Below are 20974 nucleotides of genomic sequence, written 5' to 3' on the forward strand. Positions count from 1 at the left end.
GTATAAAGGCGTAATGACAGGGAGCGGCAGCGATTTGATGTGGCTGGGCGATGATCCCGATTTATACACCGGTTTGGAATTGAAGTCCAAATCCCATAATGGCAATGTGCTGACCGATATGCTGGATGTGGTCCTTACTTTCCCCTCTTCCTCCCTTTTTCTCTTTTTCTCTTCTTCTTTTTTCTCTTTTCCTTCCCGGGCCTCTGCTGTCGTCCTTCTGCCGCCCCCTTCGCTCTCCTCGTTCCGCCTCTGCCGGCCGGTCTGCGGCCGCCCGCCCCGCTGCCGCCTGGCGCCTCCGCGCCTCCGGCGGCAGCCCGCTGCGCCGCGCCTGCGGCTGGCGGCGCCTCCTGCGCGCTGCTTGGCGCAGCGCGCAGCACTTGCTGCTCGTGCTCCGCACCGAGCAGCTTGAGCACGCGTCCCACCCACGGCTCCGCCTCGGGGGCGGGACGCGTCAGCAGCGCGGGCGAAGGCCCTGCGGGCACTTCGCCTTGCGCTTGCGCCTGCGCTGCAGGCGCCGCCGCCGCAGGCATAGCGGCAGCGGTGCCTGCAGCGGCGGTTGGCGCGGCGGCCGGGCTCTGCTGCGGTGCGCTGCTGGCCGCGCCGCGCTCCGCCGCAGCTGCTCCGCCTGGCAGCGATATGGCGGCGCGCAGCTCATGCAGCATCTGCTGCAGCTTGCCTGCCAGCGCTTCAGCAGATGGCCCTGCGCTTGGCATTGCAGCCTGTCCGCCCTGCGCCGCTTGCCCGGCTGGCAATCCGCCTGCCGGGCTGCCAGCAGTTGCCGCCGCGTGAGCCAAAGACGACGAAGCATTGCCAGCATGAGCCTGGCTTGACACTGCATTGCCTGTTTGAGCGTTCGGTTGGCCAGCCCACGCCTGCCCCTGCGCTTGAGCCGGTAACGCCCGATTTCCAGCAGCCTCCTTGGCCCCATTCGCTTCCGCCGAACGCACTAAATTACTGAGTAATTCCTCCAGCGTGGTTAACAGCTCATGAAGCGGCGGGCCGAATACAGCCTGATGCAGTCCCGCCACCGTCTCTCCGGTCATAGGAAGTCCCCGTCCCAGTGCAATTCCCGCTGCTTGAATCCATTCCGACATCGGCACGGCTTGCGGCTTATGTAAAGTTAACTGCTGAAGAGTGTGCAGGCTCTCTTTGGTTAAAGGCAGGCCGCTAGCCCGCATCATCTGCACCAGCTCACGGTTTGCCGCCGTATCCTCCAGTCCCATAGCGGCCAGGGCATTCGCTAAAGAAGCAGCGGACATCGGTGCGGCCGTGTTGGAGCCGACAGGTTTTAATACGGCCAACCCGTCAGCTGACGGCTGCTGAACCTGCAGCAGCGTCGTTTCCCCTTGGCGAAGCGGCGTCTCCAGGGCGGCGTGAAGCTTCACGCCCTGCACCTGTATGACCGCTTCCTGTCCATCCTCCGAGACACTTAGCACAGTCCCTCTCACGATTTGCCCCGTTTTAAGTTCTAACGCCCGAGGTTCTCCCGGCCGGGAATCTCCCATAAGACTGCGCATCAGCGGTCCGATATTCATGAGCATCCTCCTGTATTCACATCAATGATACGGAAAACCCGCCTTACTCAAGACGGGTCTAGTAAGAAGCGTAAAACGTTGTGCAGTGCGCTTACCTTTAGAAGCTTACTTGTCTTTAAAACAACGTCTGTTCCTGTACGAATAAATTGCGCATAAAACTCTTGCGATGCATGGGTGTTGGACCAAGAGCCTGTATCCGTTCCCGATGCAGCTTGGTCGCATAACCTTTATGCGCGGCGATGCCGTATTCCGGATATCGAACATCCCACTCGCCTTCGCATAATCGATCTCGAGTTACTTTTGCCACGATCGAGGCCGCGGCGATAGACTGGCTTACCGCATCCCCTTTTATCACCGCCAGCTGCTCGATATCGACGTCGACCTTCTCCGCATCAATGAGCAGAAAATCCGGCTTAATTGCAAGCTGCTCTACCGCATGCTTCATTGCCAGGCGTGTTGCCTGTTTGATATTAAGACGGTCAATAGTTTCCGCATCGATGAATCCCGTGCCTACGGCCAGCGCTTCTTTCATAATTATATCGAACAATTTCTCACGCTTTTTTGCAGTCAGCTTCTTGGAATCATTAACTTCTTCTAATATTAATCCATGCGGTAAAATAACTGCTGCAGCGACGACATCACCGAACAGGCAGCCCCGGCCGACCTCGTCGATTCCCGCAATATACTGGAACGAGCGCTGCCAATATTCTTTTTCATAAGTTAGTAAATCACTCATTATGCCTCCTTGTATTTGCAAACCCACCGTCCCAACAATACAACAAATCACACAAGCAAATTCCGTTCCCGTGTAAGGTTATATCAGTAATATCGGAAATTGCGCTTCAATTATATAGACTTTAGGCAAAATAAAAGGCCGGGGCGCTTCTCCCGGCCTGACGTAAATTTAAGTTTGGATAAGGAGCAGGATTATCGATGAAAGGCAAAGACAAGTGCTAATCAGCATTAAAAACATGACCGTTTGCCGGTGGGTGAGACCCGCCCGCAGCAAGCGATAATGCACCTGGCTCGCATCCGCCTCGTAAATGGACTTTCCTTGCAGGAACCGTTTGATCACAACAAAGATATTGTCGAATATCGGCACGCCAAGCGCCAATACAGGTATAAAGAGCGATAGTACCGTAGCTTGCTTAAATGCCCCATCCAGCGCGATTACCGCTAATATGAAGCCAAGAAACGTCGCCCCGGCATCCCCCATAAAGATTTTGGCTGGTGGCTTGTTGTAGCGCAGATAAGCCAGCGTTACCCCGACAAGGGTGATCGCCATGATGGCAGAAGTCGACTGTCCTTTAGTTAAAGCAACGATAAACAGGGTAATGGCAGAAATGGCCGATAGCCCGCCGGCCAGCCCGTCCAGGCCATCCGAGAAATTAATAACGGTCGTTACTCCGAAAATCCATAGAATCGTCAGAAGAAATTGCAATATGCCCGGCAGCACCACATATTCTCCGGAAAAAGGGTTAAAAAAACCTGTAAACGAAATGCCTGACGCATATACGATCACGGCAGCCGATACTTGAACGATCAGCTTGGGAAGAGCCGGAAAATCCTTCCCTTTCGTCTTGTACCAATCATCGAGTGTACCGATGATCAGCAGCAATACTCCGCCGATAAATATCGCCAGCGTCTCCATGTTGAACTCTCTGCCGACAGCTAAATATGTAACAAAAAAGCCAATGAAAATAACATAGCTTGCCGTAAGCGGAATCGGCTCCCGGTGCAGCTTGCGCTCCACATCCTTCCGGGGTTTATCTACGAAATCGAGCCGAAAAGCCAATCTCCCGAACGGAGGAATAAGCAAATATACGATAAGAAACGACATGATTAACGAAATTACGTATAAAATGATCAACACCACCATCAAGTATAATCAACAAGATTATACAATCTTAACGGAGGATTGTCGATATTCTAGGTAACTCGCTGCCCAGGCAGACCGTACTTTTCATCTAACAAAATAACCGCCTTCCCTTGTGGGAAGACGGTCTAAGCATGGATTCAGTATGGGGACTCCAGGGAATATCTTCCTAGCTTCCCGGCCCGAAGCTCGCGCAATAACACGCTGGAAGCTTTCTCAAGATCCACCCTTCCGCCGCTGACCAGACAGCCGCGCTTACGTCCTACGGCTTCCATTACGGCCACGATTTCATCCGGATTCTCAAAATCCTGCGGGGCCTCTTCGAGTTCGAATCGTTCAGCGAGCGGCTCCCAGTAATACTTCGCTAAATATTTTACCGCAAAAAAAGCAATATCCTCGATGTTCAGTATTTCTTCACGGATCGCCCCAGTCATTGCCAAGCGGTAACCCACGTTCTGATCTTCAAATTTCGGCCATAATATCCCCGGCGTATCGAGCAGTTCCATCTCCGTGCCTACCTTGATCCACTGCTGTCCCTTTGTAATGCCCGGCCGATCCCCGGTCGCCGCAATATTTCGCCCGGCCATCCGGTTGATCAGCGTGGATTTGCCGACGTTTGGAATTCCAACGATCAGCGCCCGGATCGCTCGCGGATTTACGCCCTTAGCCAGCTGCTTCTCGATCTTATCCTGAAGCAGTTCCCTGGCCATGGCCGGAATTTCCTTGACGCCCTGGCCTGTGGAAGCATCTATAGCCACAGCGGCATAGCCTTCTTGTTTGAAATAATCAATCCATTCTCGCGTAACCGCCGGGTCTGCCAAATCCGCTTTATTGAGCAGGATCATCCGCGGCTTGCCCTGCAGTATGTCGTCAATCATTGGATTGCGGCTAGACAACGGCAGTCTCGCATCCACCAGTTCTATTGCGACATCGATCAGCTTCAGCTTCTCCTGAATCTGACGGCGCGCTCTTGTCATATGTCCGGGAAACCACTGTATCGTCATGTCATCACCTCAGTTCCCGTTGCTCCCGCTTCCGGGCATTCATTTATGCTTAATCACTTTAATATCCTTCAAAGGCCAGAACACGAGATCCGCCCTCCCTACAATATCCTTGTAGGGTACAAAGCCGATTCGGCGGCTATCCGTACTGTTGGAGCGGTTATCTCCAAGCACGAAGATATGACCCTCCGGAACCGTGCTCTCTGGAACGAATTCATTCGGGAAATTTCCTTCTGTATTATAAAGCTGATTATTGTTATGCTTCTCATTTACGACATCTTTAATGTAAGTTTCGTCTACGACTTTCCCGTTTACCATTACCGTATCGCCTTCGACCTGAACCGTATCGCCAGGAACGCCGATGACCCGCTTAATGAAATCACGGCCCTGCGAAGGTACATGGAACACGACGACCTCGCCGTGCTTTGGTCCACGGATATCATAAAGAATTTTGTTAACGATGATTCTCTCGCTTGTATGAAAGTTAGGCTGCATCGACTCTCCATCCACAATAAAAGGAGCAAACAACAGCCAACGGATGACAAGAACCAGTACGACAGCAATTACTATCGCTTTTAGCCACTCCAAAGCCTCGTTTTTTTCTTTACTTGGCGGATCCTGCGCAGCGCCCGATTGACCCGTTTCCGATTGAAATTGCTGTTCCATAGTTCGCAACCTCACTTTGTCATGGAATATGTAGCGTGACGACAGTCAGAAAAAATAGTAAAGGGGCTTGAATAATACAAGCCCCCCTTGATCGTTAACGAATTAACGACGCACTTCTTTAATTCTAGCTGCTTTACCGCGCAGTTCACGAAGATAGTATAGCTTCGCACGACGCACTTTACCACGGCGAGCCACTTCGATTTTATCGAGTTTCGGGGAATGAAGCGGGAAAGTTCTTTCCACGCCAACACCGTTAGAAATTTTACGAACTGTAAAAGTTTCACTGATTCCGCCGCCACGACGCTTAATTACAACACCTTCAAACAGCTGGATACGCTCACGAGATCCCTCGATAACCTTAACGAACACTTTCAAAGTGTCACCGGAACGAAAGCTCGGAATATCTTTGCGAAGTTGTTCTTGCGTAATCGCTTGTACGATATTCATCTATGACTCCCTCCTTCCACTCAGGTGTTCTTGCCTCTTCCGGAGAACCCATTGTTCTCCCTCATCATCCGCAGCGGACCACCGAATTCACAACAAGAAAAATTTTATCACATTTAACCAGCGTTAGCAAGTTAAATTAAGAGCTTCTGACACCCTTATTATTAAGGATAAAAGATAGATTTAATGCAATGGCTTTTCCTTGAATTCGTCGAGCCAATAATTATAATATTCATTCTCCCAAGTTGTCCCATCGTAGTATTCAACCTCTTTTACACAAGAAAGGACAGTTTTAATTCCTAGGTTCTCATGAATAGACCAACCTTTGCCTTTACCGAAGGTAGCATTCGTTACTATGTTAACATTCTCCGCATATCCTTCATAAGCATAATCGCCTTCAGATGAGTATTGATTTCTGATTTTTACCGGTAATCCATTAGAATCAAATCCCAAACTAACAACCACCATATTCTTAACTGTCTTATTAGATTTGTTTCTAACTATTACTTGTATCATATCAGGATACAACGCTTTATATTCGGTACTCTGGATTTTAATACTTGCTTTTTCTACAATAACCTCTTGTTTATCTTTTGCTTCTTGCATCTTTATTTTTCTTTCATTTTCAATTTGCTCTTCTTTTTTCTTTTCATAGACAGATTTTTTTGCGATTAAATCAGAATCATTTTGCATGACGCTTAATCCTTGATTTATTTCATTTAGTGCTTCTTCAAATTTATTATTGGATGCAGCTTTTTCAGCATTTTTAAGAATAATATTCTTATATTCACTCGAAGATTTTTCAATTAAATCGTTCGCAATTTCATAATTCTTGGAATCATCCTCTGAAACTTTTTTTAATTCAACAAGTGCATCTTTAATATTATTACTTTTTATTAGTTCATTACCTGCTTTAAATGCTATTCTGGAATCATTTAAAGAGTTTATTTTATTCTGAACTTCAGAAACTTTAGAAGTAAGTAATTTCGTTTTCTCTATAGTATTTATTTTGCTTATGGCATTATCAAAATTAATTTTCTCATTTTCAAAATCTTGCTGGATTTTAATGAGGTCCGATTCAAGATATGTTTCCACCTCAGTTTCCCTTTTTGTGTTTCCTTTGATTTCCTTATTGTAAATATCTATTGCATCCTTATAACTACTTTCTTGAATAGATTTCTTAAATGTATGTATAGGATTGCTATTAACCAAATATAGTACACCTGCAACCAAAATAACTACAGCTAATGAACTTGATAAATATAACCATTTTCTGTTCTTCAAAGAAAACAATTTCCGATTATTATTACTAACACCGATTTTTGACCCGCACTTGTTACAGAATAAACTTTCATCAGATAACTCATGACCACAATTATTGCATTTTGTCATGTACTACAATCCCTCCAACCTAATATTTGCCATTATCATATCACTTGCGACAAATTAGGTCTATGGAATTATGTAAATAACAGAGCAGTAGTCCAGAGAAACTATTTTAATGTAACGATCGTGACTTTAGAATTCTTTTCAGTTCATATAAATGGAGTATGTTGCAGCCCCTCATAGGCTATCGCTTAGATAAAACACAGTAAAAAAGGTTTTTGAATGGTTAGTTTGCCGATAATATGCCAACATTTGTATAGTGTGATTGATGTTGCTCGTTACGTCCTCACATTGAGAAGATCCTCATTAGCGGCAAACTGCTGAAAATCTCCAGTGTTTGCTTATACCTTTCTAAAGTATAAGATGAAACGTTCTTTACTACGAACTTTCAATGAAATCCTTTGATGCAAATTTAAGTAAAAAAATCACACCCTTCTGGATTTAATAATCCGTTAGGTTGTGATTTGCAAGTGCAAAAATGAGTCTCGGGTTGACCACTATCTAAAGTTACCTTTAGATAGTGACCTAAACCCTTAATGTAAAGGCTTAATCGGAGTAGCGGGATTCGAACCCACGGCCTCACCCACCCCAAGGGTGCGCGCTACCTGACTGCGCCATACCCCGATTTTATAAACGTTATTTTTAGCGTTATGTAAGCAATCGTCATACGCAGTACCGTCATTATACCGTACAGGCGCTCATCCATGCAATACCTATAGACGCACCCTTGCGTTATTTATATATAGAAGAAACACGATCCTTTCCGTGTACAGGTGTCGAGATTGTCAAGCCACTCTTACGGAGCGAGCCCCATGTTGTAGTTACCACTACCTCAATATCAGCAGCATACAAAGAAATGAAGACGCTTTTGAAGCGCTAAAGAAATTGAAGAGACTATTCTATAATATCTGATACAGATTACGAGGAAAAGCGCAAAGAACTACTCTCCCGCATTTAACGGAAAAAAGGCGCAGACCCAACGAATTTTACTCCGCGGGTCTGTGTCCTTCGGAGGTCATCAGGACTTGAAATGTCAGCGAATAGTCTGAATTAATGCATGTCACCGCTGGACGTCGTATGCGGACGAAAGGACTCCTTTTGGTAAATGCGCAGGATTGCGAATCACCTCCGTTTCTATGAACGCGAAAAAGACTCCGCTTATACTAACGGAGTCTTTTCTACAATGATAACCAAGCCCTATAATTAAATAAAACCAACGCCGCCCGACTCTTTCAATCGCCGGATCATATGCTGCTTCATGTCCTCTGTAATACCTTTTTCAATTGTATACTCCGAGCCGAAAACAGGAGTTTCTCCTAATAATTCCTTCGTTTTATTTAAATACTCTTTCGTCGTACATATAAGCTTAGCCGGATTCCCGGCGTACACACTTCCGCTCGGCACGTCTTTTGTCACAACACTGCCCGCACCGATTATCACATCATCTCCGATAGAAACGCCTGGCATAATAATAGCATCGTTACCAACGAACACTCTATTGCCTATGTTTACAAGGCCTACTTTTGTATGCCCTAAAAACGTTCTAGCGCTAGTGTCGTGAGCAAGAATATGAACCCTTGGGGCAAACGTTACATTATCTCCTATCGTGATTAACCAACAATGCGGAAAGTCGATAAAGCACTCGGCCTGCAGGTTAAAATTTTTACCTACCTTGAGCCCTCTTTTTATAAGAGTGTCAATATGGTAACCAGCAAACATTGTCCCTTTATTTGATTGAGGTTTTACAATCCCGCTTAACTTGTATCTATTCCTACCTTCAACCGCATAAGCGTGTAGCTCTGACGCGCCTTTTAATTTGCTTTGATCGACATTTACTTCCCAGCCCGTAAGTAGCAGACCGGGATTGTTATACGAGTTTTGCACATCTACTCTTTGTTTATTCGGGATAGAAGTCGCAATAGTGTTATTACTTTGATCAACTACTTCCACTAGCTGAGCAGGCACGTTTTTGTGAGGATGCTTCGCCCAGCCGTAGATTCTTAAAAGACCACCCTCGACAGATTTTATTCCCTCTATGAACCCTAGCACCCTGTTAGTCAACTTTATTACCACCTATCTTTATGTGTGTTTTCATTGATGTTTTACCAATCCCTATACGCTTTCGATTGTCAAATTAGTGTACGCTCTCCCGATTTGGGTTATTGTCAAAATACATGACAACACATCCGTCAGAAACATTCGAAAGTCCACCATATATACGCCAACGGTCCATGCGCGCCAATTCTGACATCTCGTATAACCATCTATCGGATACCGTTAAAACCGTAAAGCAAAATCATTGGAAGGATTAATTAGAGTACTTCTAAATATGCCCCCGAACCAGAATCGTATGCAAAGGCAGCTTTTCTCCGATAGGCAGTTCGATTTTTTCAGTGGTACGATAAACTTTTCCAGGTTGAAATTTTAAAGCACCACTACTCGGCATTTTTCCTCGTTTTTTTGCGGATGGCCGTCCCAATTCCGCTACTCCGTTAACCACGCCATATGCGAACGCAACATCTCCGGCAACAATGCTTACCGTTTTCTCGAATGCGAACAAGTCCATGTACTCGAAGTTTTCCTGGTACGTTTCGAGAGTGCCCGCCGATCTTTTCACCACAACTTTTGTCTGGTAGAATACGCTAAGCACGTCGCGAGAGAGCGATCCGCATCGTACGTTACGCGGTCAAATCGTGGCCATTTTCCAATCCGTTCATCCAACAAAACAAAAACGCCTCTTAGCGTATATTACCGCTAAAAGACGCGCTGATAATTACGAAGTCGTCCGGCGCACTCCGCGTGTGTAATCGCATCGTTCACCGTTCGTCAAACGCTTATTATAACGCAAATCAAGCGAAAAATTGCGAAATTTAAACCCCAAGGGTTCGCGCCACCTGACTGCGCCATACCCGATTAGATTAATATGTATATGACAGGGTTAAGCAATGAAGACCTGAACCTAGTAAAATCCCTTCATACATGAGAAATATTAGCATACTTCACAGGTTAATGTCCAGTATGCATACAGCCCTAAAGACAAAGAGCGTTTGCAGTGTCCATTCTCACTGTAAACGCTCTTATTATAGTCGGACTTATCACCCTATCATCAATCATATGGCAAGTTCTCGTTCAGTAATTCAAATTCCGCGTCTATGGGGTCAATTAAGTATTCACTTAACATTCAAGTACCTCCTTCGCTGCAAAAGCTAATTCCGGCGGCCGGTGTAAAATTCAAGGATATCGTCTACCGTCAGCATACGATCGTCTTCTCTTCTTCCATGATCTTGAGACTGCTGTTGCTCATTCTGCTCTGTCTGTTCCATGAAGCTCTGCCTCCCAAACGAATAAACGTGATTAGGTGCCTCTAGTTATTTAACCAGAAGCTTCAACCCTGAAACAGTACTGCCCATCTTATGATTTGTTTTCCAGCAAGAAATATACGTGCATATTCATCATATTCGGCATTCGGCAAACAAGTGTCAGTCCTGCATAAAAAATTATTGAATTGTTTACTTTTTCTAAACCTTTTCCATACCTGGTTTCATATACAATAGAGTGGTAAGTTATTGAAAAAGGAGAGTCATTATGCATCGTTTTAAGAAATATGCTTTGATTTCGCTAGCTTTCATCATCATCCTTTACGCTGTGGCTGTAGCCAATCCCGGTACCGTTCTCTCGCGTAAAGCCTGCAGCTCTTGGAGCTTGGTCAAGGATCAAGCTTTTGTAATGACTCATCCTCGTCAGGACGGCAGCCAGAAGCTTCCGGCCAATTTCTTGATCCAGCCTGGCACCGCCGAGCAGGTTCCTGTTCTTATGTATCATTACATTACGCCACAGGCCAATAACGATCAACCGGACAATAATTCGATCATCACCCTGGAAGCCTTCGAGAAAAATATGAATTACTTGCACGAGCAAGGTTACTATACGGCGACTATGGAAGAATTGGAGCAGTATGTGCTCGGCAAAACATCCCTGCCTGCCAAAACCGTAGTAATTACGTTCGATGATGGCTACCAGAACAATTATATTTATGCTTATCCTATTTTGAAAAAATACGGCTTCGAAGCGACCATCTTCGTCATCGGCAGCAGAATACAGCAAGAGACATCGCCATTTGATCCGGCCAAGAAGAGCTTCCTCTCCTTTGAGGAAATCAAGGCTTCTTCTGACGTATTTGAATACCACAGCCACACGTATGACCTGCATCAAAAAGGGTTTAAGAAATGCGGACTGGATTATGCCACAGGATTCGATACAAAAAGCCTGAAAGCTGATATCGCCAAAATGAAAGAACTTGGCATCGACAGCCCGTATTTTGCCTACCCTTTCGGCGAGAAAAGCACGCAAATGGTTTATTCGCTGCAAGAAAACAATTACCGGATGGCCTTTACTGTCCTCCAAGGCTTCGTTAAACCCGGCGATTCTCTCATGAGGCTCAATCGCCTTACGGTGACCACGGCAACCGATTTTGCGGAGCTGTTGCAAGGCGGGCATTAAGAGACAATGTCGATCAGCGTTCTTTCAAAGAATACACCACCACGATTAACCGCCAATTTACAATACAAAATGACCCTCGCCGCTGGCGAGGGTTTTTCCGGATGTTTTCTCTATAAATTTCTATTCCTCATGCTCCGCTCGGATTTCATCCAGCCATTTTTGATCCTTTGGCGTAAGCTCGGCATGCTCCAGTAAATCAGGACGGCGCAGCCACGTTCTGCGCAGCGCCTCTTTCCGACGCCAATCCGCTACGTTCGCATGATGTCCGCTAAGCAGAATATCCGGCACCTTCCAGCCCCTGAACTCCACCGGCCGGGTATAATGCGGATATTCCAGCAGCCCCGTGCTGAAGGAGTCAGTGACTGCGCTGGTCTCGTTTCCAAGCACGCCCGGCAGCAAACGGACAACGCTGTCGACGACAACCATTGCTGGCAGCTCGCCTCCCGTTAGAACGTAGTCCCCGACCGAGAGCTCGTCCGTAATCAGGTGCTCCCTGATTCGTTCGTCATACCCTTCATAATGTCCGCAAATAAAGATAAGATGCTTCTCCTCGGCCAGTTCCTCCGCTTTGCGCTGCGTGAAGCTCTCGCCCTGCGGGCACATCAGGATAATTCGGGGAGCCGGGGCATCCGCTGGCTTGCCGGACAACAAATCTTCGACCGCACGAAAAATCGGATCAGGCTTCAGCACCATTCCTCCGCCTCCACCGTACGGCGTATCGTCCACCGTACCGTGTTTATTTCCAGCATAATCACGAAAATTAACCGGATTTAAAGAAACGATTCCCTTGTCCTGAGCTTTGCCGAGAATGCTCGTTCCAAACACGCCCGTGAACATCTCCGGAAACAGTGTCAACACATCCACTCTCATGCTTACAGCAGTCCTTCCATAAGATGAACTTTAACCAGCTTCGCCTTCACGTCCACGTCAAGCACGACATCATCTATAACAGGAAGCAGGAGCTCCTTGCGGGAAGGCATTTTGACCACCCATACATCATTTGCACCCGGACGAAGAATCTCTTCTATGACGCCAAGCTCTTCCCCTTCTTCATTAATGACGCGGCAGCCGATGATTTCATAAAAATAATACTCGTTATCCGGCAGTTCAATGGACTCCTCTTTGCTGACTTTCACATCAAACCCCTTGAATTTTTCAACCTGATTAATATTGTCGTATGCTGTAAAACGAACGATGAACGTCCCTTTATTAGGGCGTGCAGAAGCCACAGTGACTTGAACCTGTTCCCCGGTTTCTGGATGAACCAGGATCAACTGGCTTTTCGGGGCGAAGCGCACCTCCGGAAAATCCGTGCTGGAAATCATCTTCAGTTCTCCGCGGATGCCGTGTGTATTAACTATTTTGCCAACTGACAGCAATGAATCCGACATAACATCCTCCTTAATAAAAAATTTATCGTTTATTTTCTCATAACTCTATTTCCGGCTTCAGCTTCAGCATGTACGAAAAAGGGCTAGGACAGTCATCCTAACCCTCTTTCGTATATTTTTAAGATATGATATCCACGGTGACCCGCTTATCCATCTTAACGGCTGCCGATGCCACAACCGTGCGGAGCGCCTTAGCGATTCTACCCTGCTTGCCGATCACTTTCCCCACATCGTCAGGATGCACGGACAGTTCGTACACAATCAGGTGTTCCTTCTCTACGACCTCCACACGGACATCGTCCGGATGATCAACAAGAGCCTTCGCAATAACGCCGACTAATTGTTCCATAAAGGGACCCTCCGAATCAGCAATTATTTCTGCTGCTTAAGCTCATGAAATTTCTTCATTACGCCTGCTTTGCTAAGCAAGTTGCGAACAGTATCAGATGCTTGCGCACCGTTTTGAAGCCATTTCAACGCTTTCTCTTCGTCAATGTTTACTGCTGCCGGTTCAGCGACCGGGTTGTAGTAACCAATTTCCTCGATAAAGCGGCCGTCACGCGGGGAACGGGAATCCGAAACCACGATACGGTAGAAAGGAGCTTTATGAGCACCCATGCGTTTCAAACGAATACGAGCTGCCATGAAAATTCACCTCCTTCAAAGAATCAAATTCAAATCCTATTCTTACGGCTTAACGGAATGGAAACCGCATTCCTTTGCCGGCTTTGGCCTGCATTTGCTTCATCATTTTCGAGCCCTTGCCTTTCGACCCCATCATGTCGGAGAACTGCTTCATCATCCGGCGCATTTCATCGAACTGCTTGATCAGCCGGTTCACGTCGGCGAGCGTTGTGCCGCTACCTGCAGCGATACGCTTGCGTCTGCTGTGGTTGATCATATCCGGATTCTGCTTCTCTTCCTTGGTCATGGAGCGGACAATCGCCTCAACACGGCCCATCTGCTTCTCATCGACCTTGATATCTTTCATCTGCTTCATCTTGCCCATGCCGGGAATCATGTCCATAATCTGGTCCAGAGGCCCCAGCTTCTTGACCTGTTCCATTTGCTCCAGGAAATCATCGAACGTAAACTCTGCATTACGCATTTTGCGTTCCATTTCCTTCGCTTTCTCAGTGTCGATATTCGACTGAGCCTTCTCAATCAGCGAGAGCATATCGCCCATGCCGAGAATCCGTGAAGCCATCCGCTCTGGGTGAAACGGTTCAAGCGCGTCGATCTTCTCGCCAAGCGCTGCAAACTTGATCGGGCAGCCGGTAACGGCCTTGACCGACAATGCTGCACCGCCGCGGGTATCGCCGTCCAGCTTGGTCAGCACAACACCTGTCAGCTCGAGCTGTTGATTGAAGCTCTCGGCCACGTTAACGGCATCCTGACCGGTCATCGCATCGACGACAAGCAGCACTTCATCCGGCTGCGTCACCTCATGAATCTGGCGGAGCTCTTCCATCAATTCCTCATCAACATGCAGTCGTCCCGCTGTATCGATGAGCAGGTAATCATTGCCGTTGTCCTTCGCATGCTGCAGCGCCTGACGGGCAATCTCCACCGGGCTGTTACCTTCCGGGAGCGTGAATACAGGCACCTTGATCTGTTCACCAAGCACCTGCAGCTGCTTAATGGCAGCCGGGCGGTAAATATCCCCGGCCACAAGCAGTGGACGATGGTTGCCCTTCAGCAACAGCTTGGCCAGCTTGGCCGAGGTTGTCGTCTTCCCCGCACCCTGCAGGCCCGCCATCATCACAACGGTCGGCGGACGGTTGCTCTTCGCCAGCTTCGCTTGACTGCCGCCCATCAGCTCGGTTAGCTCTTTGTTAACTATATCAATAATGACCATGCCCGGCGTGAAGCTGTCCATCACTTCCTTGCCGACGGCCTTCTCCTTCACCTTGGAGATAAATTCCTTGACCACTTTGAAGTTGACGTCCGCTTCTAGCAACGCGAGCCGCACTTCTCTCATAGCTTCGTTGACATCGTCCTCCGATACCTTGCCTTTGCCGCGCAGCTTGCTGAATACGCTCTGCAATCGGTTCGTTAAACCTTCAAAAGCCATCTTCGGTCACCTCCGCTTCAAGGATTGAATACTTTCAAAATTGAATACTTCCGGCAAGCCGACGGAAGTCGGCTTATCTTATCATAATTGCTCAGCTTGGTCGAGCAAGTTCCTTGCTTCTTCTTTATGTACGGCGGGCAGCTCGCTACCTGCGATAATTTCTCCCAGCCGGACAAGCACGGCGCTTCGTTCCTCATGCTTATGGAGCAGCCTGAGCTTCTCCTCATAAACTTCCAGCATGCCTTCAGCACGTTTGATATGCTCATAAACGGCCTGTCTGCTGATTCCGAACTCGGCGGCAATTTCGCCAAGCGAGAAATCATCGTGGAAATAATATTTAAGGAACGTCTGCTGCTTCTCTGTTAGCAGCTTCTCATAGAAATCAAACAAAAGGTTGATCCGATTCGTCTTCTCAAGCCTATTCTCCTGACTCATATGGGCACTCCCTCCGTCAAGGAAAAACACTTTACAGCGCGCATCAACGTTCTTTATGATACATAATCAAAAGTAGGATGTCAAGTACTTTCCCTTAACATATGATTAACGCTTTGGCTGTAAGCATTTTTCTTCTGAAAAGTGCAAGGCCGCTGTCCGTTTGAACGACAGCGGCCTCGCTGGAATAGGGATCTTCGTAACGATTCGCTACGAGTTAAGCCTTACCATTTCGGCAGCAGGTACAGTAAAATAGCGAAGAAATGCGTTACACTGCCCCCAAGCACGAACAGATGCCAAATCGCATGATGGTAAGGAAATGCTCGCCACACATAGAATATCGTGCCCAGCGAATATAGAATGCCCCCAGCTACCAGCAGCACGATCCCTTCCGAAGGCACCGCAGCCGTAAGCGGTCCCCAGGCGATAACGATCAGCCAGCCCATGATCAAATAGAAAAATGTGGACATGAACAAAAATCGTTTGACGAAGAATGCCTTAAACAGCACGCCGAGTATGGCAATGCCCCAAATTACCCCGAACAGGCTCCATCCAAGCGGTCCGCGAATCGCCACAAGCAAAAATGGCGTATACGTTCCGGCGATATAAAGGTAAATCGAGGAATGGTCGAAAAATTCGAACAAATCCTTCACTTTGCCTTCCTTGAAGCTGTGTACGAGAGTAGAGCAAACGTACAGCAGAAGCATGGTAATCCCATAAATTGTAAAGCTGACTACATGCCAGGCCGTCCCCTTCAAGCTCGAGAATACGATGAGCAGAACGAGCGCGGCTACGCTAAGTACAGATCCAATCCCATGGGTGATGGCATTGGCGATTTCCTCCCTGCGCGGATAAGTATGCGTATTAGCCATACTGTATCGCCTCCTATCCTTTTAATATGCTTCTCTCTGATCTGCCGTTACTCGCCGCTGGTTTCCGCAGCTTCTTCCTCTTCCTGAATCAGACCGGCAAACAGGCCGTGGACGAATTGCTCAGAATCGAATTTCTGCAAATCCTCCATTTTTTCTCCAAGACCAACGAACTTCACCGGAAGGCTGAGTTCTTGACGAATCGCGACGACGATGCCGCCTTTGGCTGTACCATCAAGCTTCGTCAGCACAAGCCCGGTCACGCCGCTCTTCTCGCCGAACAGCTTCGCCTGGCTGAGCGCGTTCTGTCCAGTCGTGGCGTCCAGCACCATCAGCACTTCATGAGGGGCATCGGGAATCTCCCGCTGAATGACCCGGTAGATTTTGTTCAGCTCCTCCATCAAATTCGACTTGTTCTGCAGGCGCCCTGCCGTATCGCACAGAAGAATATCTACGCCGCGCTGTTTCGCCGCCTGCACGGCATCATACATAACCGCCGCCGGGTCGGAACCAGGCTGCTGTTTGACCACATCTACGCCGACGCGCTCGCCCCATACCTCTAGCTGCTCGATCGCACCTGCACGGAACGTGTCTCCCGCAGCAAGGAGGACTTTCTTGCCCTGCTGCTTGTAATGGTGAGCCAGCTTGCCGATCGTAGTCGTCTTCCCAACGCCGTTGACGCCAACGAACAGGAAGACGCTGATTCCGTTGGGATTCAGCCTCATCTCATTATCCTCATCGCCGCGCAGCAGCTCCGTGAGCTTCTCGGACAGAATCGGCTGCAGCTCCGCCGCGTCCTCGATCCGCCGTTTCTTCACTTCACTGCGCAGTTCGTCAATCAAGGTCATCACGGTATTTACGCCGACATCCGCCCCGATTAATATTTCTTCCAATTCCTCAAAAAATTCCTCATCGATCTTCTTCCGCCGGATGACGAGATCGGCTACTTTCTCGACGAAGCCTTTGCGGCTCTTCTCAAGCCCGTCCTTAAACTGCTTCGTCACCGCCTCCGTCTTGGAGGCGATGCTATCTTTTAATTTTTTAAAGAAACTCATGAGGTTCCTCCTTAAGTAATCATCCCTGATCCAATATCAAGCTATAATCTCGCTGATCTAATTATGCCACGGCTGGGCCGCTCAAGCAATTTCCACCGTTTCCTCATCCTCCAGCTTGACGGAGACGAGCTTGGACACTCCACCTTCCTCCATCGTGACACCGTAGAGAACATCCGCCTCTTCCATCGTCCCTTTGCGGTGCGTCACGACGATGAACTGGGTTTGCTCGGAGAATTCGCGCAAATACTGGGCGAATCTTGCCACGTTCGCTTCATCCAGCGCTGCTTCTACCTCGTCAAGCACGCAGAACGGCACCGGCTTGACGTGCAGGATGGCAAAGAGAAGGGCCATTGCCGTCAAAGCCCGCTCTCCCCCGGATAACAGCTGCAGGTTCTGCAGTTTCTTGCCCGGCGGCTGGGCGACAACGTCAATCCCGGTCTCGAGCAGATTATCCGGATCAATCAGGACAAGATCCGCACGGCCGCCCCCAAACAGCTTGGTGAATACCGTGCCGAATTCGCGGCGAATCGCATCGAAGGTCGTTTTGAAGCGCTTGGACATTTCGTCATCCATTTCCTTTATGACCTGGTACAGCGTCGCCTTGGCTTCCACAAGGTCATCCTTCTGCTCGCTGAGGAACTGGTAGCGTTCAGAGACACGCTCATACTCGTCAATCGCTCCCAAATTCACTTCTCCCAGAAGCGTAATTTGGCGTTTCAGCTCTTTGACTTCCGCTTGTGTCTGCGGGACATCCTCAGGAACGGCGTAACGCTGCTTCGCTAGCTCAAAGCTGAGCTCATATTCGTCACTTAACTTGTGCAGAATGTTGTCGAGCTCCACATCCAGCCGGTTCGCTTGAATCTCCGTCTGGCGCAGCTGTTCTTCGACGGCCTTAAGGCCGACTCTCTGCTCCTTGGTTTCACTCTCGCCATCTTCCAGTTTCTTCACCAGCACGCTCCGCGATGCACGTTCCATGTCAAGCTGCTCGCTAGTACGCTCCTTCTTCAGCTTGAAGTCGTTCAGCTCTTCCCGCTGCTTGACGCTTTGCAGTTCATTTTGCTTCAAGTCGGCTTCGATCGCTTGTAATATGCTGCGGTTCTGCTCCAGTTCCTTCTTCTGAATCTCAAACTCTTCCTGCGAACGCTGCAGCTGCTCGCGGAGGGAATGACACTCCTGATCGAGCTTGCCCTCGCGTACTTTAAGTCCGGTCAATTGATGCTGCAGCTCTTCCTTGACGGATTCATTCGCTTTGCGGGCAAACTCGGCAGCTTGAATCGACTGCCGGATCGTCTGTTCTTCCTTTTCCAGGTCCTTCAGTCTCGTTTCCGCAGAGGCTTTGCTCTTCTCCAGCTCACCGAGCTCCTGAACATAGTGCCCCTTCTCCTGCCCGTAGAGCTCGAATTGCTCGGAGACGTGCCTCCACTCATGCTCTACTTGCTTAAGCTCACTCGTTTGCGACTGCTCTTCCGTACGCTTTCCGTCGCCAGCTTCACGCAGCTTCTCCAGCTCCTGCTCGCACTGCTTCATTTGACCGCGAACATCATTAAGTCCGTTTCTTAGCTTCTCCAGCATATCCTCGCTTTCACGGATATCTGCAGCGAGCTGTTCGAGCTGGCGCTTACGCCCTAACAGATTACTATTCTTGCGATGCTGGCTTCCCCCGGTCATCGAACCGCCGGCATTAACGACGTCGCCCTCCAGGGTGACGATCCGGAAACGGTATTGGCAGCGCGCCGCCATCTTGTTCGCCCGTTCCAGGTCGCTTGCGAACACGACATTACCCAGCAGGCTGCCGACGATGTTCGCATAGCGGGGGTCGTGGCCTACAAGCTCAGCGCCGATGCCGATGAAGCCCTCGGCTTCTTCCATCGTCCTCTTATCCGCTGCGGACATCTGCCGGGGACGTATGACATCGAGCGGCAGGAAAGTAGCCCGTCCAAGCTGGCGCTGCTTCAAGAACGCGATCGCCTGCCGGGAAACGGCTTCATTCTCCATGACGATATGCTGCATCGCGGCTCCAAGCGCAGTCTCGACAGCAAGCTCCAGCTTCTCCGGCACCTGGATCAGCTCGGCTACGGCGCCGTGGACGCCGCCTAGCAGCGATTTACGCGAGGCCTTCAGCACTTCCTTTACCCCCAGGGCAAAGCCGTCGAAGTCCTCCTCCATCTCCTTCATCGTATCCCGGCGAGAAATCAGCGCTTCCCGCCGCTGCTCCCATTTACGTATATTCGCAGAGCTTTCCTCGGCCAGCTTCTGCAGAGACTGCTGCCGCTCGCTCTCCGTAATGTAACGGCTGCGCAGGTCAGAGATCTCCTTGGCAAGACGCTCCAGCACCTTCTCAAGCTCGGTTTTTCTGCCTTTCAGACGCTCCAGCTCATCCCGCCATTTTGCGCCTTCCTCCTCCGACCGGTCCATCCGCCGCTGAACGCTTTCCTTCTGTTGGTCGGCATAGCGGATCTCATTGCGTGCTTCGGCCATTTGATTCATCGTTTCGAGCAATTGCCCCTTGAGCGCTTCCTCCTGAGCTTGGCTGATCCCGCCAGTAACACCTACGAGCTTCACTTCCTCGGCCGATAACTCGGTTCTGAGCTCATTCAGCTGCTTCTCGGCCTCCGCAAACTTCGCGGACAAAGCATTCAGTTCCTCCGCACGCTGTGCATAGCGCTCTTCATTGACAGCAAGTGACTGGCGCAGCTGCTCCCGGTTCTGAATCAGGTTCTTCTCGCGCTCCCGCAGCACCTCGCCGAAGCCTTCGCTCTTCTCAAAGCTCTCGCTGTACTCCAGAAGCTGCCCCTGCAGTTCATCGATATGCTCCTCCAATTGGCGAAGCGCCAACCGGTCGCTCTCGAGCTTAGCATCGTGAGCCGATACGATTGTCGATAGCGCAAGCTGCTCCTCCTGCAGTTTGGCCAGCTTGTCGTTCGCCTCGCTCCAGTTCTCGTGGATTTTCTCGATTTGGTGGACATAGAGCGATATTTCCTTATGCTTCAGCTCCTCGCGGAGCTCTTTATAGCGGAGCGCTTTCTCAGACTGCTCCTTTAAAGGGCCGATTTGGTCCTCAAGTTCACTGACAAGATCGTGAATACGCAGCAGGTTTTGTTCCGTATCATCGAGTTTGCGCCGTGCATCCCGTTTGCGGCTTTTATATTTCACAATCCCGGAGGCTTCCTCAAAAATCCCTCTTCGATCCTCGGAACGCGTACTTAAAATTTCTTCAATCCGCCCTTGGCCGATAATCGAATAAGCTTCCTTCCCGATCCCCGTATCCATGAACAGCTCGGTAATATCCTTCAAACGGCAGGATTGCTTGTTGATCATATATTCGCTGTCCCCGCTGCGATGAACCCGGCGGGTTACGGTAACTTCGCTGAAGTCGAGCGGAAGAGCTTGGTCCGTATTGTCGAGGGTTAATGAGACTTCTCCATAGTTCACCGCTTTACGTGCGTCGCTGCCCGCAAAAATGATATCCTCCATCTTGCCGCCGCGGAGCGATTTGGCACTCTGCTCGCCCAGCACCCAGCGTATGCCGTCGGAGATGTTACTCTTTCCGCTGCCGTTGGGGCCAACTACAGCCGTAATGCCGCGCACGAATTCCATTTCCGTTTTGTCGGCAAAAGATTTAAATCCTGATAACTCGATTCGTTTCAAAAACATACCTTCACGATCACCTCTACCAACTATTGTAACATACAAAAAAGCTTATGGGGACAAGCAAAAAGCCCCCGTGCAGCAAGCAGCGGGGACG

The 20974-nt window shown here is 49.1% G+C and carries 19 protein-coding genes and 1 tRNA gene; 1 reads left to right on the plus strand and 19 read right to left on the minus strand.

All coding sequences use genetic code 11. The annotated features are described in order from the left end of the window. Window positions 1-134 precede the first annotated feature (134 nt). The 10 genes from GNP95_RS00005 to GNP95_RS00050 form a co-directional block, all read right to left on the minus strand. On the minus strand, window positions 135-1535 hold the full coding sequence (locus tag GNP95_RS00005) for a hypothetical protein (RefSeq protein ID WP_196427018.1): 1401 nt from the start codon (window positions 1533-1535) through the stop codon (window positions 135-137). A gap of 115 nt (window positions 1536-1650) precedes the next feature. After that, on the minus strand, window positions 1651-2271 hold the full coding sequence (locus tag GNP95_RS00010) for a ribonuclease HII (RefSeq protein ID WP_155608901.1): 621 nt from the start codon (window positions 2269-2271) through the stop codon (window positions 1651-1653). A 168-nt stretch (window positions 2272-2439) separates the two neighbouring features. Beyond that, entirely contained in the window at window positions 2440-3414 is a 975-nt protein-coding gene (locus GNP95_RS00015; RefSeq protein ID WP_155609952.1) for an MraY family glycosyltransferase, read from the minus strand. Window positions 3415-3551: 137 nt separating this feature from the next. After that, window positions 3552-4415: a ribosome biogenesis GTPase YlqF gene (ylqF, locus tag GNP95_RS00020; RefSeq protein ID WP_155608902.1), complete on the minus strand. Its 864-nt coding sequence runs from the start codon at window positions 4413-4415 to the stop codon at window positions 3552-3554. Between the two features lie 39 nt (window positions 4416-4454). Then, window positions 4455-5078 (minus strand): signal peptidase I, encoded by a 624-nt coding sequence (gene lepB, locus GNP95_RS00025; RefSeq protein ID WP_155608903.1) that lies wholly within the window; start codon window positions 5076-5078, stop codon window positions 4455-4457. A 102-nt stretch (window positions 5079-5180) separates the two neighbouring features. Then, on the minus strand, window positions 5181-5525 hold the full coding sequence (rplS, locus tag GNP95_RS00030) for a 50S ribosomal protein L19 (RefSeq protein WP_155608904.1): 345 nt from the start codon (window positions 5523-5525) through the stop codon (window positions 5181-5183). Between the two features lie 180 nt (window positions 5526-5705). After that, the gene (locus GNP95_RS00035) at window positions 5706-6914 is read right to left on the minus strand and encodes a DUF5780 domain-containing protein (RefSeq protein ID WP_155608905.1); all 1209 of its coding nucleotides are present in this window, start codon (window positions 6912-6914) and stop codon (window positions 5706-5708) included. A 544-nt stretch (window positions 6915-7458) separates the two neighbouring features. Then, window positions 7459-7532 (minus strand) — tRNA-Pro (locus GNP95_RS00040). A 579-nt stretch (window positions 7533-8111) separates the two neighbouring features. Further along, window positions 8112-8969: an acyltransferase gene (locus GNP95_RS26495; RefSeq protein WP_330163197.1), complete on the minus strand. Its 858-nt coding sequence runs from the start codon at window positions 8967-8969 to the stop codon at window positions 8112-8114. 262 nt (window positions 8970-9231) lie between these two features. Beyond that, window positions 9232-9474 carry a hypothetical protein gene (locus GNP95_RS00050; protein WP_155608906.1) on the minus strand — a complete coding sequence of 81 codons (243 nt, stop codon included), beginning with the start codon at window positions 9472-9474 and terminating at the stop codon, window positions 9232-9234. Between the two features lie 1019 nt (window positions 9475-10493). Between GNP95_RS00050 and GNP95_RS00055 the strand changes: the two genes are divergently transcribed. Beyond that, a complete protein-coding gene (locus GNP95_RS00055) occupies window positions 10494-11408 on the plus strand; it encodes a polysaccharide deacetylase family protein (protein ID WP_155608907.1) in 915 nt (304 codons plus the stop codon). 120 nt (window positions 11409-11528) lie between these two features. On the opposite strand, the gene trmD is transcribed toward GNP95_RS00055, so the two are convergent. From trmD to smc, 9 genes are all read right to left on the minus strand, one after another. Further along, on the minus strand, window positions 11529-12278 hold the full coding sequence (gene trmD / locus GNP95_RS00060; protein WP_155608908.1) for a tRNA (guanosine(37)-N1)-methyltransferase TrmD: 750 nt from the start codon (window positions 12276-12278) through the stop codon (window positions 11529-11531). Between the two features lie 2 nt (window positions 12279-12280). Next, window positions 12281-12799: a ribosome maturation factor RimM gene (rimM, locus tag GNP95_RS00065; RefSeq protein ID WP_155608909.1), complete on the minus strand. Its 519-nt coding sequence runs from the start codon at window positions 12797-12799 to the stop codon at window positions 12281-12283. A gap of 118 nt (window positions 12800-12917) precedes the next feature. Beyond that, complete coding sequence (locus tag GNP95_RS00070; protein ID WP_019638108.1) at window positions 12918-13148, minus strand: KH domain-containing protein; 231 nt, start codon at window positions 13146-13148, stop codon at window positions 12918-12920. Between the two features lie 23 nt (window positions 13149-13171). Beyond that, window positions 13172-13444, minus strand: a complete 273-nt coding sequence (gene rpsP / locus GNP95_RS00075; RefSeq protein WP_019638109.1) for a 30S ribosomal protein S16 — start codon at window positions 13442-13444, stop codon at window positions 13172-13174. Window positions 13445-13493: 49 nt separating this feature from the next. Then, window positions 13494-14873, minus strand: coding sequence for a signal recognition particle protein (ffh, locus tag GNP95_RS00080; protein WP_155608910.1), 1380 nt, complete (start codon window positions 14871-14873; stop codon window positions 13494-13496). Window positions 14874-14954: 81 nt separating this feature from the next. Beyond that, window positions 14955-15308, minus strand: coding sequence for a putative DNA-binding protein (locus GNP95_RS00085; RefSeq protein WP_155608911.1), 354 nt, complete (start codon window positions 15306-15308; stop codon window positions 14955-14957). A gap of 221 nt (window positions 15309-15529) precedes the next feature. Then, on the minus strand, window positions 15530-16177 hold the full coding sequence (gene trhA, locus GNP95_RS00090) for a PAQR family membrane homeostasis protein TrhA (protein ID WP_155608912.1): 648 nt from the start codon (window positions 16175-16177) through the stop codon (window positions 15530-15532). Window positions 16178-16224: 47 nt separating this feature from the next. Continuing rightward, window positions 16225-17229: a signal recognition particle-docking protein FtsY gene (ftsY, locus tag GNP95_RS00095; RefSeq protein ID WP_155608913.1), complete on the minus strand. Its 1005-nt coding sequence runs from the start codon at window positions 17227-17229 to the stop codon at window positions 16225-16227. Between the two features lie 81 nt (window positions 17230-17310). Then, complete coding sequence (gene smc / locus GNP95_RS00100) at window positions 17311-20883, minus strand: chromosome segregation protein SMC (protein WP_155608914.1); 3573 nt, start codon at window positions 20881-20883, stop codon at window positions 17311-17313. Between the last annotated feature and the right edge of the window lie 91 nt (window positions 20884-20974).

It is taken from the genome of Paenibacillus woosongensis, from assembly GCF_009725165.1.
Classification (GTDB): domain Bacteria; phylum Bacillota; class Bacilli; order Paenibacillales; family Paenibacillaceae; genus Fontibacillus; species Fontibacillus woosongensis.